General features: G+C 38.3%; 9 protein-coding genes. 3 read left to right on the top strand and 6 right to left on the bottom strand.

Features of this window, described 5'->3' with window-relative positions; genetic code table 11:
* Positions 1 to 73: 73 nt before the first annotated feature.
* From BacF7301_RS17365 to BacF7301_RS17340, 6 genes are all read right to left on the bottom strand, one after another.
* Positions 74 to 2227, bottom strand: coding sequence for a glycoside hydrolase family 20 protein (locus BacF7301_RS17365; protein ID WP_369805658.1), 2154 nt, complete (start codon positions 2225 to 2227; stop codon positions 74 to 76).
* A 270-nt stretch (positions 2228 to 2497) separates the two neighbouring features.
* Positions 2498 to 3883, bottom strand: a complete 1386-nt coding sequence (locus tag BacF7301_RS17360) for a BT_3987 domain-containing protein (protein WP_167964748.1) — start codon at positions 3881 to 3883, stop codon at positions 2498 to 2500.
* A 12-nt stretch (positions 3884 to 3895) separates the two neighbouring features.
* Entirely contained in the window at positions 3896 to 5083 is a 1188-nt protein-coding gene (locus BacF7301_RS17355) for a DUF1735 and LamG domain-containing protein (RefSeq protein ID WP_245208258.1), read from the bottom strand.
* Between the two features lie 19 nt (positions 5084 to 5102).
* Positions 5103 to 6125 (bottom strand): glycoside hydrolase family 18, encoded by a 1023-nt coding sequence (locus BacF7301_RS17350; protein ID WP_167964746.1) that lies wholly within the window; start codon positions 6123 to 6125, stop codon positions 5103 to 5105.
* A gap of 24 nt (positions 6126 to 6149) precedes the next feature.
* Positions 6150 to 7718, bottom strand: coding sequence for a SusD/RagB family nutrient-binding outer membrane lipoprotein (locus tag BacF7301_RS17345; protein ID WP_245208257.1), 1569 nt, complete (start codon positions 7716 to 7718; stop codon positions 6150 to 6152).
* A 23-nt stretch (positions 7719 to 7741) separates the two neighbouring features.
* A complete protein-coding gene (locus tag BacF7301_RS17340) occupies positions 7742 to 11062 on the bottom strand; it encodes a SusC/RagA family TonB-linked outer membrane protein (RefSeq protein WP_167964742.1) in 3321 nt (1106 codons plus the stop codon).
* A gap of 379 nt (positions 11063 to 11441) precedes the next feature.
* On the opposite strand from BacF7301_RS17340, the gene BacF7301_RS17335 reads away from it, so the two are divergent.
* The 3 genes from BacF7301_RS17335 (at position 11442) to BacF7301_RS17325 (ending at position 18030) form a co-directional block, all read left to right on the top strand.
* The gene (locus BacF7301_RS17335) at positions 11442 to 12677 is read left to right on the top strand and encodes a site-specific integrase (protein ID WP_167964740.1); all 1236 of its coding nucleotides are present in this window, start codon (positions 11442 to 11444) and stop codon (positions 12675 to 12677) included.
* Positions 12678 to 13579: 902 nt separating this feature from the next.
* On the top strand, positions 13580 to 16381 hold the full coding sequence (locus tag BacF7301_RS17330; protein WP_167964738.1) for a SusC/RagA family TonB-linked outer membrane protein: 2802 nt from the start codon (positions 13580 to 13582) through the stop codon (positions 16379 to 16381).
* Between the two features lie 11 nt (positions 16382 to 16392).
* Positions 16393 to 18030, top strand: coding sequence for a SusD/RagB family nutrient-binding outer membrane lipoprotein (locus tag BacF7301_RS17325; protein WP_209319457.1), 1638 nt, complete (start codon positions 16393 to 16395; stop codon positions 18028 to 18030).
* The last annotated feature ends 40 nt before the right edge of the window (positions 18031 to 18070 follow it).

The raw sequence follows: 18070 nt of genomic DNA, 5'->3' as shown, positions 1-18070 counted from the left end.
TTCATTTTTCTAACCCATCTATATATAATACAACTAAAAGGGGAAAACTACTAACGTCTCCCCCCTACTTTTTTTATTTTATTATGACTTCATCTATAAAAAACCATGAAGGATGCCCTACACCATAATGCCAGGTCGGGCATTCTTTTGTTCCCGTTACTTCCACTTTTACATAACGTGTCTTTATAGGCGTCGCAGATTCTGTCTTAACTCCGCGGAATCCGACCTTGCCGGAACGTTCTTCGGCCAAATCAGTCGCACCCCAAGGCGTATATTGTTCTCCATCCGCCGAATAAGAATAGGTAACTTTCAAAGGAAAGAGAATCCAAGCTCCTATCTGATGTAAGAAATCTGTTTCTACACTATGAATCTCCTTTTCTTCTCCTAAGTCTATGATAAATGCACCATCAGTTCCTTCCCAGCCTACCCAACTGTCTACAAAAGTAGCTCCGCCAAACAGTCCGTCTACTAATGCCGTCTTTCCTATTTCTGCATATTTTCCGGTAGGCGGGATAATATAAGAAACTTTAGCTCCTAACGCCAAACTCCGTTCAGTCTGTGGCATATAGCGTTTACGGTATAGCTCGCAGTACTCTATCGGAGAATTAGAACGTTCATTTAATGTAGGAACATTAAACTCTTTCACTCTCTCTTCAAAAAGTGTCAACTTTTTGTCTATATCAGCTAAGTCTTTTACAGTTTCCGTACGCGCTATTTCCAACTCAGAATATTGAAGCGGCAAACGGGCACGTTGAACTCTTTTCAAGAATGTATTATCCGCTTCAACTGCTTTTTCCGCCAAATCAAACAAATTATTGTAACGACGCATCAAGGTTGGTTTCAACATTCCATATTTATGGGAGACGGGCGAATCATAAATCCATAGTCTTTGTCCACTGCCAATCAACGCACCTTCCATCACTTTTATATATTGATAGAGATAGGGCGCAGCTTCGCCATAGTAGCCATGCAGAAAATGTTGCATTAATGAGTCTACATTAGCTTCCGGATTCCACATCAACTTCGATACCAGATAAGCACGCAATTCTGCAAAGTCTCCCCCTCTGCTTCCCGCAATCTGAGAAAAGTGCATGGTGGCATGATTCTTCTTGAAAAGGCGGATATTATCTTGTAAGATATGGAAATTCGGGAATGGAGCAAGATAATTATCGAAGTTAATACCGTAGTCCCAAACAAAGATATTATCAGTTATGGCAGACCAGCCTTCCATTGCCTTCACAAATTGCTTGCCTGAAGCATTTTCTGTCAATGTCACTTCGCGGTCACAATCAATATCACAAAGCATTATATTCACATTAGGTAATGGTTTCACATGCTTCGGTGGATTCATTGTATATAAATAAGCCAATGTAGAAAACTCCTTATCAGGAAAACGGGCAGCCAATTTATTCAAAAAGGTTATTATACTTCCCGACAATGCCCCTTCCCTATCATCAATAGCCTTACATGCATCACAAGTACAATTTGTATAGTTACCGTCATTCTGGCTTACAGACATAATGTGTTTATCAGGATTTGCCTTAAAAATAGAATCAACGCGTTGTGCTACAATCTCAAAGACTTCCGGGTTACTCAAGCACCACTGGCTAGCCTTTCCCGGATGACGTTTCCCCCTAAAATAAGAATAATATTCAGGATGTTCTTTTCCATAGACAGAGGAAGGTAATAATTTATCAAAGGTATGTACCCAATAACCGGCAGCAAAGACTTCACTGGGTTCTTCCAGCCGATTCCACCATTTATAGACAGAATCTGTACGGATGGCATAACATTGCGTCTGGCGATAACGGAAAGCCGGATTGTCTATTTTATTAATCAGAGGCAAGTTTATTGTTTTCTGTGGTGTGAGAGAATATTCATTTTCCCCCCAGTAATCAACGCCTAAATATTGTTCTAATAAGGTTACGATTCCATAAACAACTCCATTGTCTTGTCCGGAGATTCTCAAGATACCATCTTTAGTAGAAAGGAGGAATCCATCTTCCGTCACTCCTTGAGAAGTTTCCCCACCAATAAAAATATCTCCTTTTTGTGGAACCTGTTTTATAACAATAGGTAAAGTTTTACCTGTTATCTTCTGAAAGAAAGATTGAAAGAGATTAGCAGCTGCCCTATTCATTTGGCTATCTTCCGCCAATATAATCTTTGCCTTTGTTTTTCCGTCTTTCATTAAGGAAATTTGAGCATATGCAGAAGACGCACACATCAATATACTCAAAAAGAACAATAGTGTTCTCAAAATCAGCTTCAGATTCATGTTTTTCATGTTTATTATTAATGGTGTTATATAAAGAATACAACTAAATGAATCATGGGACTAAATCAAACTCTATTCTTTTAATGCTTATTAAGAATTTAAAAAGCTGTATCGTAAAGTCACATTAAAGTATAAATATTGACTTTCGATACAGCCTTTAAATCACAATTTCTAATCAAAGAGACTCTTCTTCGATATATTTATCTAACAAACATAATCCTATTCATTTGTATAAAATATCAAACCAATAGGATATGCCCCTCTATTACTTTTTACGTTTCTAATTCTTATATAGCGTGCTTCTACCGGATATTTCAATATAAAATTCTGTACAATCGCCGCGTCCATTTTGCATTCTCCTCTTTTATAATCCACACCATCTATACTAAATTCAAAAGTAGCCTCTGTAGCTGAATAAAGACTTCTGCTATAGTATTCAATATGGATAGAAGAAACTTTTTGTTGTTTCCCCATATCTAATTCCATCACACTTGAAGTATACCAAGCACTCACCCTATTGCCTCCCGGATTCGTTATCAAATTCATCCAAGGAACTCCATAAACACCTGTTTGTCCATTTACAGTAAGATTCCAATCTGTGAAATCACTAATAGCCGTTCCTACCGGAGCATCTTCTACAGATATTGTAACTTTTTCAATCGTTTTGAAAACTATATACGTAGTTATAGACTCTCCAATTGCTGCACCTATACCATCCACCTTTGCAATAGTAACAGGAAGTAAATATCCCTGTCCAAATTCAACACTTGCCATGTCATCCGAAAAAGCTATAACAATCGGAGTTTCAGTATTTGTAGTTCCTTTTTTGATAACAGTTGTTGCATTTTCGAAACTTGCATTCGGCATAAATTTCAAATTTGTACCATTTAATGCATTATACGTATCTACCATCCTTTGATCAATCTTTAGTGAAACTGATATGTCATCATCCGCTGCCCATGAAGAATGGAATATATTTTTCAATTCCAATTGTCCAATCAAATTTGTAAATTCTCCATTTTCATAAATTAATTCCATACTATTTGACGAAACGTTCATTTCCACAAGATTTACCCGACAGTGAGAGGTAAATGTTAAATAAATCCGACTTGATTCACTAAGTGATACATCAGAGCTATTAATAGCAGTAATTGCAATGGGAAGAATATAATTTTCCGCACCATTCTGAAATTCACTCATATCTGTATAATGCACTTTCAGTGAATCAGCCGATTCATATTCTCCTTGCTTGATATATAAGGTTTCATTCTCTAATTGAACATTCTTCAATAAAGTGTAGTTAGTACCATTGGACTGATTATAACTTTCTACTAAAGAAGGATCGATAGACAATTGAACTGTCAAATCTCTAGGAGCAGGTTTAGTACATCTCACCGGATTTATTATACATTCAGGCGCTATTTCAACTAAAAATGTCCCGTTTCCTTTATACTCTAATACATTATCTGTATTAGCAGGGGAATAGATATACACATAATTGGTATCATAAGGGTCTGCCGATTCATCATCACTACAAGCTGCTATAAACAGAAGTGATATTAACAGCGGTATATACATCAATAAATTTTTAAACAATGTTTTCATAAAATTCCAGATTTAATTATTGAGAGCAAACGTATAAGTTTCCCAAGTCACATCGGCATGATTAGGAGAGCTTGGCTTCAAATTACCAATTTCTACATCGTGTCCATTACCTGTTACATCACGCAATGTAGTAGCCCCTTCACCATCATTCATCGGCAAGTACAATATCAAATCTGTATTTGTATACTCTACCTCAGAATACATACCTTTCCTTATCTGATTAGCCGAACGAGTTACTTTCCACAAACGAACCTGACACATATCACAAGCATCTCTGAATTCTGTAGAAGAAAACATCTGAAGTTTATCAATTATCATTGGTTGTCCGGTTGCAGTAACTAATGATGCTATCTGCGTTCCATTTTTATAAAGCAATGAAGTACCCGTGGCAGCATCATAAGTAACTGCAAAATGATACCATTCATTTGCTTCCAAACCATTTCCAGCAGTTGGGTCACCTGTATCAAACTGAGCTCCCATCGTTTTTATCTGTAAGAAATTATACAAATTACGCCCGCCACTGGAATAAACTACATCCCCGAAACGTATGTATAATTCAGTGCTACCACCAGAATTAAAAATAGCTTGGTTATTAATAGAGAAATCACTCATCTTGCACCACCACTCCAATGTATAGTTAGGCAAAATCATGCCCCAACTCTCACCTGGTGCAGCTTGCATTGAATTATAGGGGTGGAATTTCGGAACTAATTGTTTCAAAGGTTTCACTAATACCACCAGAAAGCTTGAAGAACTTTCTGTTCTATCTATTCCATCTGCATTCTTTATACTGATAGGAATAGCATATTGGGCACCCTCAGTCTCAAAGGTTTTAATATCAATATTAACAGGCTCAGCACTGATAGAACCTGCCGTAATCGTAACCTTTTCAGGGAAACTAATATATTTTACTTCCGGCAATTTATAACTCGTTTCATTTTTCTTATTATAAGCATCTAATGCTGCTTTATCTAAAAATAATTCAGCAGTTACATCCTGTCCCATAGTTTTAGCTAAACGGACGGTTATAGACGCACGAGTGGTTTCATCTTGCATAGTTACTTCTTTCGTTTTTGCAGCAGAAGCTTCATTGATATATATCAAGTTACCAATAACTGCATTTTCTGCATTCTCACAAGCCATTTGTACGATGGTCAATCCCCCAAGTACTATCAGTTTAAATAATGTTTTTCTATTCATAGCAAATCTCCTTTCTTCTTTAATTATTGATAGGCGGATTCTGAGCGCTAATTGCCGCCCTTACGGTCGAATAATCTGGATTTCCCGGATAATCATATTCAATATGATAAGCTCCCATACCTGCATGCTCTATTCCATATGAAGGATGATAATCCTGCTGTTCCGTAAAACGATATTTATCTTTAGCCCTCTCAAAAGTGGCTGTTACAATAGACTTTCTCAGTACCTCTTCAAATATCTCTGGATGATAACTAGCAACTCCGCCATAACCAGTAAAGAAATTATCCAAACCAGAATGTCCTAATTCATAAGTTTGCCAAACAATATAGTCCAAGCTTTGTACTACATCGTCAGCTAAAAGATTATAAAATCCCAACCAACCACTATTACCAGGAATATCTGCGACAAGCATTTTTCCCGTTTTATTAAATTCCTCTCGAAGAGTTCTCATAAATGCATTAGCTCTTTCGGGGTAAGTTGAAGACATCAAAGTTCCATAATCCTCAATATCATAATCAAATCCATCTATATTATATTTATTACAGGTATCAACAATAGCAAGAGCATATTTCTTTGCTGCTTCTATATAAGTGTTTTCATCATTAGGGTCAATCCCCCAAAACTCTCTCTTTACATCAGCAGCGTTACCTCCCGGGGTTAAATTGTCTCCAATATCACCAGCACGCCAACAAAGTACAGCTTTTGAACCCTTCTCCTGAAATTTTTTCAAGTCTGCTCGTTGTTCAATAGTCAAATTCCCCCAGCACAACCAAAGACTCACAAAGTCTACACTGTCAGGAAGTCCACATAAAGAAGAGGACATGGTTGTTCCCGTCCAGTTACCAAACCAACCGAACATAACCTTATGGGGAGAATTAAAATAATCTTTTAGACTACTTTTATATCCTTCCGATACTGGTACAAAATAATCTTTTGCTTCAATCTCCGTCCAATCACTGCAAGCTGAGTTCAGGAATCCCTGTAAAAAGAACAAGCTAATACCTACTCCATATATTACTTTTTTCAGTTTACTCATTTTCATAAACAATCAATTTTATAGTATTTATTAATTCTTTTTTGCCCACCAAATATCTATAGTAGAGTTATCTGCACCTCCCAACATTGATACAGCCGCCCGTACATTGACATAATTTGTATTATACTCCGACTGCGGGAAAGGTAAACGACGCATGCCACGCTCAACAGTCACGCCATCCGTATTCAAATTATTAACAATCGGAAAATGTTTCGGATAACCAGTACGACGAATATCAGCCCATGTCTCCCAGCCATTTGGGAAGTTAGCGATCCATTTTTGTACAAGAATGCGTTCTAAATTAACTGCCAGTTCTGCTGATTCATCGTATTTTGGAGTAACCTCAGATACTGCTGTTTTATTCTTGCCGGAATCTGTCGGGTCTACGTAATTCCCAGGTTTCTTTGTACTTGCCAGATAATCACCTATAGTCACCTTACGCTCTTCCATAGATACTTGCACTCCCTGTTCATAAAGAGATTTCGCCGTTCCGTTCATAGCCCAACCTTTCAATGCACCCTCAGCACGCAAAAAATAAGCTTCAGAAGCCGACATTATCAGAAGGTTATCTGTTTCTTTTATATTAGGACGGGAGAAAGTAGCATATTTAGCTTGTGTTGCATCATTTTGATAAATACCATTACGTACTCCAATACGACCACCACTTTCAAGTTGTGAATCATTAACATAAGCCGGTAAACGAGGATCATCATATCCACTTAAATAAGAAGTTATATTAGCACTAACGCGAAATTCTCCACCATTCCAAGTAAAAGCGACACGATAATAAGGATTCATACCATCATTGAAGCTACTGTATGCAGCATCAGCAGAGGTAGTCATAACTCCTATCACATCAGAAACCGCTTCTTCCGCTTTCTGCCTGGCCAGTTCTGAAGCAACATTAGAGATACGCATAGCCATACGCAACTTTAATGTGTTGGCAAATTTCACCCATTTATTAAAGTCACCGCCAAATACAAGATCGTATTCTGTTAATGAAGACATATCCTCACCACCCAAAACAGCCGTTTTGAAAGCAACAATAGCCTCATCCAAGTCTGTAAACATACTCTTATATAAATCCTCCATCGAATCGTAAGCCACAGTAAAAGCAGAACCTGTGATTTTTGAATAAGGAATCGGTCCGTAACAATCACTGATTCTTACCGAAGCGGCAACACGTAATATTTGTGCCCATTGATACGCCAAACCTTTTCCTTCCGATAAATCCCTGATCTGGAAAAATCCTGTATAAATCTGTGGCATTGTCGTATCAAACATATTACCATACCAGCCTATGCGTGGATTATATGTATAGTAATTACCTCCATTATTCCACGTTGCGATACAGGCTATTTCTCCACCATACTCAGATCCGATCATCTGATCCAGCATTTGCGAATTATTCTGCTGTCCCTGTACCAGGGCGGGGAACATACTCCGAATCAGTGAACCTGTTGCAGCATTATCTCCTAGCATATCTTGCGGAGTCGGTCCAAAAGGATTCGTATTATATTCTTCAAACTTACCGGTACATCCGGTCATCAGCGAAGCCATCAAAACGCATGCTGATAGTTTAACGTACTTTCTCATCATATTTTTCATACTCATAATTACATTTAGAATGAAAGTCTCACATTAAATCCAAAACTCTTCAAACTAGGTTGCTGGAAATAGTCCACACCTTGATAGAAGTTGCTAGTAATAGATGAAGTACTTTCAGGATCGAACGGAGCCTTGCAATAAATCATCCATAAATTCTTTCCTGTCAAACCTACTGTCATATTCAGTTTATTTCGGAACCATTTATTAGGTAGTTGATAACTCAAGCTCAATTCGGAAAGACGCACATTCGTTGCACTATAAGTATAGTATGTGCCAATAGCAGTAGAAACTTTCTTATAATAATCTTCAGCATCAACCTGGCTGTCACCAATCCAAACTCCACCATTCTGCCGGGCAATGGCAGATGTTTCGGAAACACCATAATTATCTAACATAGCCTGTGTATCAGAAACAACCAGTCCACCGACACGGGCAGTGAAAGCAAAGCCTAAACTCAAGCCATTCCATGCGACATTTCCATTCCATCCCAAATGATACTTAGGAAGGACCGAACCTATTTTACGATACTCTGTATTCTCAATAGCAACAGTTCCATCAGCAGGATCCCTCCATATATATCCGTTAGGAGATTGGCGTAAACGCTGGTTTATATAGATATCTCCCATTGTTCCACCTTCATATAGCCGTAAAGTAGGACCACCGCTAATACCCAATGTACCTTTTGAATAATAATCCATATGAATGACTTCACCCGTATCCTGGTTAATTGCTCCATTAGCCAGACTGACAATCTCATTCTCATTTATTGTATAAGTAAAGTTGGTAGAAACTTTCACCTTATTAAATGTATCCGAGTAACCAACTGCTAATTCAATACCCCGGTTCTGGATATTTCCGGTTTGAACAATATTTTTCTTATATCCTGATGAAGCGGAAGCATCTACATAGAATGTTTGATTGTAAGTATTAGAGCGATACAATGTCATATCAAAATTAATCCGATTCTTCAAGAACTTGGCATTCAAACCAAACTCCCATGATTTTGTATTTTCAGGTTTCAAGTCTGTATTATAATGGTTAGCAGGATACTCGTAAGTATTAGTCTGCTCATTATACGTATACTGCATCTGCGTTAAATAACGGCTAGGTGAAGAGGCTACTTCCGCCCATGAACCACGTACCTTTAAATAAGAAATGGCTTCCGGTAACTTAAACGATTCGCTAATCAGCCATGACAGACCTACTGACGGATAAAAATAAGAGCCTTTGCTTGTGAAAGCCAGTTGCGAAGCCCAATCGTTACGCCCGGTCAACGTAAGATACAATTGGTGATTCCAGCCTACTTCGGCACTGGCAAAAATACTTTGCACCTGATCATGCCATTTACTTTCATTTCGCTTTGAGGTATTCATATTGATATTACCGATATGAAATTTATTAGTAATCTGCGCTAATCCGCCTTTCACATACATGGCATCTTCCTGCATGTCATTAATAGAAGCTCCGATATTGGCATTCAAGGAAATCTTATCATCCCAGAAGTTTTTATTAATACTTGCCAACACATCGGCATATACTGAACGGTCATTTTGCTTTGTATGTCCATAGTATCCTTTCGAACTACCTTCAGTAAAAGTGCCTCTCGTACTTGCATAATATTCCTCGAACGAATCCTGGTCAGAATTGTCCACCCTCACACGTCCTGTTACATTTACCCAGTCTGTGATATCCCACTTTAAGCTGGCATTAAACATATAGCGACGTTTTGAAAGCCGATTCTGCATACGGTTCATAATCCAATACGGGTTTTGCATATCCAAAGCTGTTCCAAAAATAGCTTCCGGCCAATACTGTGTCATTATATTACGCGCTTCACTATAACGCTCATACATCTGTACTTCCTGAAAATTTTCTCCTCTGGGGAAAAGATAAAGTGAAACTAGCGGATTGAAATATTGTCCGCTTCCCACCATATTCTTATTGTTCTGAATAATGTATTGTGCACCCAAATCCAGGCTCAATTTATTATCGCAGAACTTACTGGTATTCCGGATAGAGAAATTGTAACGATTATATGCGTTATTAGGTAAAATACCTGTAGAATTGGTAGTCGATATAGAAGCATAGGTCTGGTTTTGTTCCGTACCGGTTGTCATTGTGAAGCCATTCATCTCATTCACACCTGTATTGAAGAAATCCGAAGGATCGAAATTAGTGGGTGTCTCTAACAATCCACCCCAGCTCATTGATTCTCCTTCACGATTGCCATAAATATTCTGGAATTTGGGCATCATTAATGGAGAAGAGAAACTAGTGCTATTACTATATGTAACCTTGACCTTACCGGCTACTCCTTTTTTCGTTGTAATCAAAACAACACCATTGGAAGCATCCGAACCATATAATGCAGCAGCAGAAGGCCCTGTCAAAATTGTCATGCTCTCAATATCTTCCGGATTGATATCAGCTACACTATTAGTTCCCGGCTGTTTATTCATTGTCCCCCCAGCATTATCACCAGAATTGACATTGAACATCGGAATACCATCAATAACATAGAGAGCATTGTCATCTTTTTCCAACGATTTTGTACCACGCATCACTACACGTGCTGCTGCTCCTGCACCTGCCGAAGATGCATTAATAGTAACACCTGCAACTTTACCAGACAAGGCATTTATAAAATTCGCATCTCTCACAGTGGTCAACTCATCTCCTTTCACTTGCTGAACATTATAGCTCAAAGCCTTTTGCTCACGCTTAATACCCAAAGCTGTAACAACCACTTCATCCAGTGTTTGAGTATCTTCACCCATTACAATTTTCAGAGGTTGTGCGTTGGCTAGCGTGATTGCTTGGGAGGCATAACCGATATAGGATACTTCAAGTACATCACCTTTTGTAGCTTGTATTTTGAAATTTCCATCCATATCAGTAATAGTACCATTTGAAGTTCCTTTCACTAAGACACTAACTCCGATCAACGGTTCACCTTTTGCGTCTGTTATAGTACCACTTGCGGCAATCGGTGTTTTTTTCTGTTGGTCTACTTTAGTATTTTTAGCAGAAAGTACAATATGGTTATCGACTATTGAAAAACTGGTATTGACGCCCTTGAATAATTGATTCATTACATTATTCAAAGATTCTTTTGATACTTTGACAGATATGATGCGATTAATATCGACATCATTTGTGTTATATACTACTGACATTGAAGTTTGCTTCTCTATTTCTTTCAATGCAGTGTTTAGGGGTACTTTTGATAGATTAAGAGTGATCGTTCGTTCTTGCCCATAAACTGAAGCAAAACACGAAAACAACAAAAGGAAGAATAACAAGTACGGAAACTTGTGTTTTATAATTTCTTTCATCTTATTCTTATTAATTAGAAATAGTTTTTAGATAAAATTTAATAAAACGATACACGGCGTTATCGCTTCTTATACAAAGGTTTCATGTATCTCTGTCTCTCATAATCACTAAATTTAAAGGTTACACTTAAAACATTTTTTCATAAGCGCTTATTCAATAGTAGTACATTTTATATTGTAACCTTACTAAACGAAGATACGATTTTTTTTGAAAATAAATAAGAAAATCAAATTTATAATCAAAAAATATCTACATAAATATTTGATAAATAGAATATTATGCATTCATTATAATCCGGCTGATTTATTACCTTTGCATGCATTTTGCATACAATTCATTTTATGCTTAAATTAATGTATAGATATAAACATTCATTTTATGTTCAAATATTCAAGAGATGGAGTTTCAGTATTAACCATATTAGATACCAGAAGAGCCAAAAAGAGTGGACTGTTTCCTGTGAAGGTTCAAGTAGTATTTAGGAGAAAACAAAAATATTACTCAACCGGAAAAGAACTGTCGAAAGAAGACTGGGAAAGGTTGCTTAAAGCAAAAAGCCGATTATTGACAGAAATACGGACTGACATAGAAAGCAGTTTTTCTAATATTAAGCAACAAGTAAATGAACTTATACAGAAAGGGGAATTTAATATTGAGACGTTGAGCTTCAGGTTAGGTAAACAGATAAAGGATGTAAATTTACGCAGTGCCTTTAATCTAAAAATGCAAGAATTAAAGGATAATGAGCAAGCGAGTACATATTTGAGTTATCAAAGTGCATTAAAAAGTTTAGAGAGTTTTGGTGGAACAAATGTTCCTCTAGATAGAATTACAATAGATTGGCTTAAGCGTTGTGAACGTTTCTTTTTATCAGAAGGTAAAAGCTACTCAAGTATCAGTATTTATTTTCGGACTTTGAAATGTGTATTAAATCGGGCTGTACGCGATGGTATTCTAAAAGAATCATCTTTTCCTTTTGGGAAAAATAAATATGAAATACCTGAAGGTTGCGGACGTAAATTAGCTCTCACTCTTCCTGAAATAAAGAAGGTTATGTCATATCAAGATGAAACTAACGATTTGGAAGAATTTCGGGATTTATGGTTTTTCTCTTATTTATGTAATGGCATTAATTTTATGGATTTACTATTTCTTCAATATTCAAATATTGTAAATGATGAAATTTGTTTTATGCGTTCAAAAACAGCAAGGACTGCAAAGCATAATAAAGAGATTCATGCAACCATAACTCCGGAAATGTGGAACATTATTCATAAATGGGGGAATCCGCAACATACCCCTCAAACGTATATCTTTAAATATGCCAAAGGGACTGAAAATGCATTTGAAAAAATTAGGTTAGTCCGGCGTATTGTTACCAAATGTAACAGAAGACTTAAAAAAATAGCTCAAAATACTGGTATTGCTCAATTAACGACCTATACTGCAAGACATTCGTTTGCTACAGTATTAAAACGCGCTGGTGCTAAAACCTCTTATATTTCCGAAAGTCTGGGACACTCTAATCTTACTGTTACTGAGAACTACCTAGCCTATTTTGAGAAAGAAGAAAGGATCAAGAATGCTCAATTGCTAACTGATTTTAATCTTTGAGCTAAGGCAATGCATGCAAATTGCATGTACAAACATTATTTTTCTAATTAGTCAACAAAGCAGACTGTGAAAAATCTGGAGTGATAAAAGTTTGTTTCTAGTTTTGTTTTTAGTTACAAACTAAATATATTGCGTGGAGTATTTAATAATTTTGCGTCAAATATTATAAATAAAACACTTTATGTAAAAACAATATCTGCCTGGTTTTTATCATCAGTCACTTAAAAAACAACTCTTCTTAAAGAATGAATATTAAAACTGCTGAGAAAGTAATAATTGCACCAATCATATTAATAAAAGTAGAAAAGCTCCGGCATTTACAAATACGAAATTTCATATCTTTATCATTTGAAATCTTTTCTGATTAAATAGCATGAATTTTAAAGCTTTTAATTACTATTTAAAGGGTTTATGATTGGCATATTATCATTTTGACATTTTTGATTTTTATATACCTATGATGAACTAGAAGATAAAATCACTTTTCATAACCTCTTTGCAACTTCCTCGGTGTGCATCGATTCCTTCCTCGGTGAGGTAGGAATCGATGCACACCGAGGAACACTTCGTTTGTTTTAAAGCAATGAAGGCTTTTGCATAAGCAAAGATGCATATTATGTATGACTTTATGCAATATTAGTCCGCATTTCCGCATATTAATTCTATCATTTATGCAATTTATTCTCTAATTCATTGTTTCTAGAATAGTTGTTTTCCCACGAAATCTTAAAAATAGCACATTGAGGCTATAAAGATATGCTATCTTTTTTTCAGAAACAGTATGTTCTCATACTTCTTGTGGGCAAGACAGTTTGTTGAAAAATGAAAGAATAAAGTATTAAATCAAATATACATAATTAGAAATGATAAAAGTTATCTAAAATCAGAAAGCGATTTCAATAATGCGCAGTTTCTCCCAAGCAATCACGCTGGCTAATACACAACCCCTGAAAATTGTAATGGGTGAAGATACTCAAACTTTGGATGAAGTGGTTGTTACCGCATTGGGTATCAAGCGCTCGGAGAAAGCACTGAGCTATAACGTTCAGCAAGTGAAAGGTGACGACTTGACGGCAGTCAAAGATGCCAACTTTATGAACTCACTGAATGGAAAAGTCGCCGGTGTCAACATACAGCGTAGTGCATCTGGTGTAGGTGGTGGTACTCGTGTTGTGATGCGTGGTAACAAATCCATCGCAGGTCAGAACAATGTGCTCTACGTAGTGGATGGTATTCCTATCGGAAATAAAGCCGACCGTTCGGGAGACGGAACCGGCTTCGGAGGAGCAACGTCCGGTGAAGGCATCGCCAATTTCAATCCCGACGATATCGAAAGCCTATCCGTATTGACGGGACCGTCGGCTGCCGCATTGTATGGAGCCAATGCCGCCAATGGCGTTATCCTGATTAATACCAAGAAAGGCGCCGAAGGTACAATGCGTCTGAACGTATCTTCTTCTGTCGAGTTCGCAAATCCCTTTGTAATGCCGGAATTTCAAAATACGTATGGGAATCTGACAGGTGATTACTTCTCTTGGGGCGATAAAATGGAAAAACCGTCTTCATGGGAACCCAGAGACTTTTTTAATACCGGAGCTACATTCAACAATTCGTTTAATCTCTCGATGGGGACGGAAAAGAACCAGACCTATATCTCCGCATCGGCCGTCAACTCTACCGGCATGGTAGAAAATAACAAATATCATCGGTATAACGTAACATTCCGCAATACGGCTAAATTTCTAAAGGATAAACTGACTTTGGATGTATCCGCCAGTTATGTGCGCGAGTTCTACAACAACATGATATCCTTCGGTACATACTTTAATCCCATAGTGGGGGCATACCTCTATCCGAGAGGGATGAATTTTGAAAGTGAAAAATATTTTGAACGCTACAACAATGAGTTAGGGTATAATAAACAAAGCTGGCAACCGGGAGGCATGGGTATGGACGTGCAAAATCCTTATTGGATTGCTTATCGCAACTTGCGTCCTGAAGCAAAAGACCGTTATATGCTCTATGCCAATCTGAAATATGACATTACGGAGTACTTGAATGTTCCAGGTCGTGCCCGCATTGATAATACATATTCCGAATCAGAAGACAAGCGTTACGCTTCCACCATCAGCACCTTTGCGGGAGACAACGGCCGATATAGATACTCCAATGAGTTCTATAAACAGAAATATGCCGATATTATGGTAAACTTCGACAAGCAATTTGCCCAAATTTACCACGCTACGGTCAATGCCGGCGCATCTTTCGAGGAATATGATACAAAAGGTCACGGTTATGGCGGCGATTTATTGCTTGTCCCCAATAAATTTACTTATGGAAATGTAAATTCAGCCGTTGCCAGTGTTTATGAGACAGGAGGCGATTCGCGTACACAAAACTTCGCAGCTTTTGCTTCGGCAGAACTTTCATGGAATTCGGCTTTGTATCTCACACTGACCGGCCGTGCCGATAAACCGTCGCAACTGGTGAACAGTAAAGAAGAATGGATTTTCTATCCGTCGGTAGGTCTTTCGGCTATCGTTACCGAGCTTTTACCGAACAGTCTTCGTGAAAGCATACAACCGGTATTAGGCTATTTCAAAATCAGAGGTTCTTATACCGAAGTAGGTTCTCCTATTCCATTTACGGGTCTGACGCCGGGAACCATTACCCATAAACTGGAAAATGGTACAGTAGCTCCTTTCGAATATTATCCTTTAAGTGATTTGAAGGCAGAACGTACCCGCTCCTACGAATTGGGTATCGACTCCAGATGGTTTAACAACACCGTTACTTTAGGGGTTACGATATATCAGTCTAACACGTACAACCAGTTGTTGAAAGCGGATATGCCGGGAACCAGCGGATATAAATACATGTATGTGCAAGCCGGCAATGTGCAGAATAGAGGTATCGAATTGACGCTAGGTTACGACCAGACATTCGGTGACTTTAACTACAATACGACTTTCACCGCCACTTCCAACAAGAATAAGATAAAGAAGCTGGCTTCCGACGTGAAGAATCCTGTCAGTGGCGAACTGATGGATTTGAGTGATATCAAACTCGGTCGTTTCCGTCTTCGTGAAGGTGGTGAAGTGGGTGCTTTGTATGCCGATCGGCGCGTAGAGAAAAATGACGAAGGTTATATTCCTTACAATCCCGGACAAACCATAGCCACGGAGAATACCACACCGTTTAAAATAGGTACCGTCAATCCGAAGTGGAATCTGGGATGGAGACATGGATTTAACTATAAAGGCATTAATGCTAGCGTGATGTTTACTGCAAGAATCGGCGGCAACGTGATTTCTAAAACTCAAGCTACGCTTGACCGTTTCGGCGTATCAAAAGCATCTGCAGATGCGCGGGAGACAGGCTATGTAATGCTGGGTAATATAAAGATGGAGCCGCAAGATTATTATGGAACAATCTACGATTTAGACTCCTATTATGTTTATTCAGCTACCAATATCCGTTTGCAGGAAGCCAGCATAGGCTATACGCTGCCTAACAAATGGTTTGGTAATGTGGTGAAAAACGTGAACGTCTCTGTATATGGAACCAATTTATGGATGATTTACAACAAAGCTCCATATGATCCTGAACTAACTGCTTCAACGGGTACGTTCGGTCAAGGTTACGACTATTTTATGTTGCCTAGCAGTCGTACTTACGGATTTAGTTTGAAATTTGGATTCTAATTATTGATATTATGAAAATGAAGAAATACTTATTATTAATCTTTTCGCTAAGTTTCTTAACTGCTTGTGAAGATTATGTTGACATAAATAAAAGTACTACGGGTGTGACAGATGGAGATCTGGAGGCAGGCGGATTGATATACGGCACACAGTTGATGGATATGCAACAGCGGGTTATTCCTATCGGCTCGCCGAGTAAGACAACCGAACCGGGCAATGACCTGGCGGTTACGGACGTGATGTCATCCGGTCAGTATATAGGTTATTTCGGGATGAATAACAACTGGAGGTTGGGCACGGAAGCTACTTGGGATTTTGCAGACAATCGAATGAACTATGCATACGAACAGCTTTACATGAAAGTATATCAGCCTTGGGTGCAGATATACCAAAAAATCGGGACGAGCGATGAGCCTGAGAAACAAGAAATTATGGCTATATTTAATGTAGTGAAAGTTGCAGGTTGGTTAAGAGCTACCGATTGTTTCGGTCCTATCGTATATACCAATGCAGGAAACGGTGACATCGCTCCGGCACTCGACAAACAGGAAGATGTGTATAAGGCTATGCTGAAAGATTTGGCTACTTGTGCAGATGTTCTCAACAAAGCGACTTCGAAGATTATGCCCAAATATGATTTAATCTATGATGGGGACCCCGTGAAATGGACGAAACTCGCCAATTCCTTAATGCTGAGAATGGCAGTCCGCGTTCACTTTGTCAATGAAGCTTTAGCAAAAGAATATATTGCGAAAGCATTGGACCCTAAGAATGGAGGCGTGATTGAAAGCAAAGCTGACGAAGCTAAAATCGGTAATACAAGCAAGTACCCGTTACTCAATTCTCTCATCGCCACAATTGATTATAAAGAAAACCGGATGGGTGCCACGGCTTGGTCTTATCTTACCGGTTATAGCGATCCGCGTTTGGAAAAGTACTACACGGAAGGTACATATAACGAAACAAAAGGATATTATTGCATTGCTCCCGGCAATACTCAAGGACAGGGAACAGGTAAGAATAGCGCAGAATTTGCATCTTCTCCCAAAGTGGAAAATGCAGATCCTTTGTATTGGTTCAGAGCTTCCGAAACTTATTTCTTAAAAGCTGAAGCGGCATTGTATGACTTGATAGCAGAAGACGTAAAGAACTTGTATGAAGCGGGCGTGAAAATGTCTATGGAAGAATGGGGCATTACGGATGCAGTAGCTACTGCCTACTTAAGCAAAGGCAGTGTGAAACCGGCAGCGTTGACAACGAGTGATTATCATTATTCCAATTATTCTAATCCCTACGGTTTTGACATCACTGCCGGAAACGTTTCTCCCAAATGGGATGCCGCCGCTTCGGAAGAAGGAAAATTGCAACAGATCATTACTCAGAAATATCTTGCTCTCTATCCTAATGGAATAGAAGCGTGGACGGAATATCGCAGAACAGGTTATCCTTATCTGGCAGATCTCTTTGACAGCAACTTGCCCAATAAGATAGGTGCAGATGCAAAAGCCCGGACACCGGAACGTTTCAGCTTTTCAACAAAGGAACATCAGGGCAACCCTAATATGTCGTCTCTTTCTACTTTGCTAAATGGTCCGGATAAAGGGGGCACTAAACTTTGGTGGGTACGTTCCGGCAGGCCTGTCCAGTAATAACCATTCAGTTACTTGTTTTAATAATCAATGAACAACA

This window comes from Bacteroides faecium, from assembly GCF_012113595.1.
Lineage (GTDB): Bacteria > Bacteroidota > Bacteroidia > Bacteroidales > Bacteroidaceae > Bacteroides > Bacteroides faecium.
Note: the sequence above shows the minus strand (reverse complement) of the source record. Positions and strands in the feature narration are given on the sequence as shown.

Bases quoted from the DNA above. Each gene is read 5' to 3' on its own strand.
- BacF7301_RS17335 (WP_167964740.1), top strand. From the start codon at position 11,442: ATGTTCAAATATTCAAGAGATGGAGTTTCAGTATTAACCATATTAGAT.
- BacF7301_RS17340 (WP_167964742.1), bottom strand. From the start codon at position 11,062: ATGAAAGAAATTATAAAACACAAGTTTCCGTACTTGTTATTCTTCCTT.
- BacF7301_RS17365 (WP_369805658.1), bottom strand. From the start codon at position 2,227: ATGTGTGCGTCTTCTGCATATGCTCAAATTTCCTTAATGAAAGACGGA.
- BacF7301_RS17350 (WP_167964746.1), bottom strand. From the start codon at position 6,125: ATGAAAATGAGTAAACTGAAAAAAGTAATATATGGAGTAGGTATTAGC.
- BacF7301_RS17360 (WP_167964748.1), bottom strand. From the start codon at position 3,883: ATGAAAACATTGTTTAAAAATTTATTGATGTATATACCGCTGTTAATA.
- BacF7301_RS17355 (WP_245208258.1), bottom strand. From the start codon at position 5,083: ATGAATAGAAAAACATTATTTAAACTGATAGTACTTGGGGGATTGACC.
- BacF7301_RS17325 (WP_209319457.1), top strand. From the start codon at position 16,393: ATGAAAATGAAGAAATACTTATTATTAATCTTTTCGCTAAGTTTCTTA.
- BacF7301_RS17330 (WP_167964738.1), top strand. From the start codon at position 13,580: ATGCGCAGTTTCTCCCAAGCAATCACGCTGGCTAATACACAACCCCTG.
- BacF7301_RS17345 (WP_245208257.1), bottom strand. From the start codon at position 7,718: ATGATGAGAAAGTACGTTAAACTATCAGCATGCGTTTTGATGGCTTCG.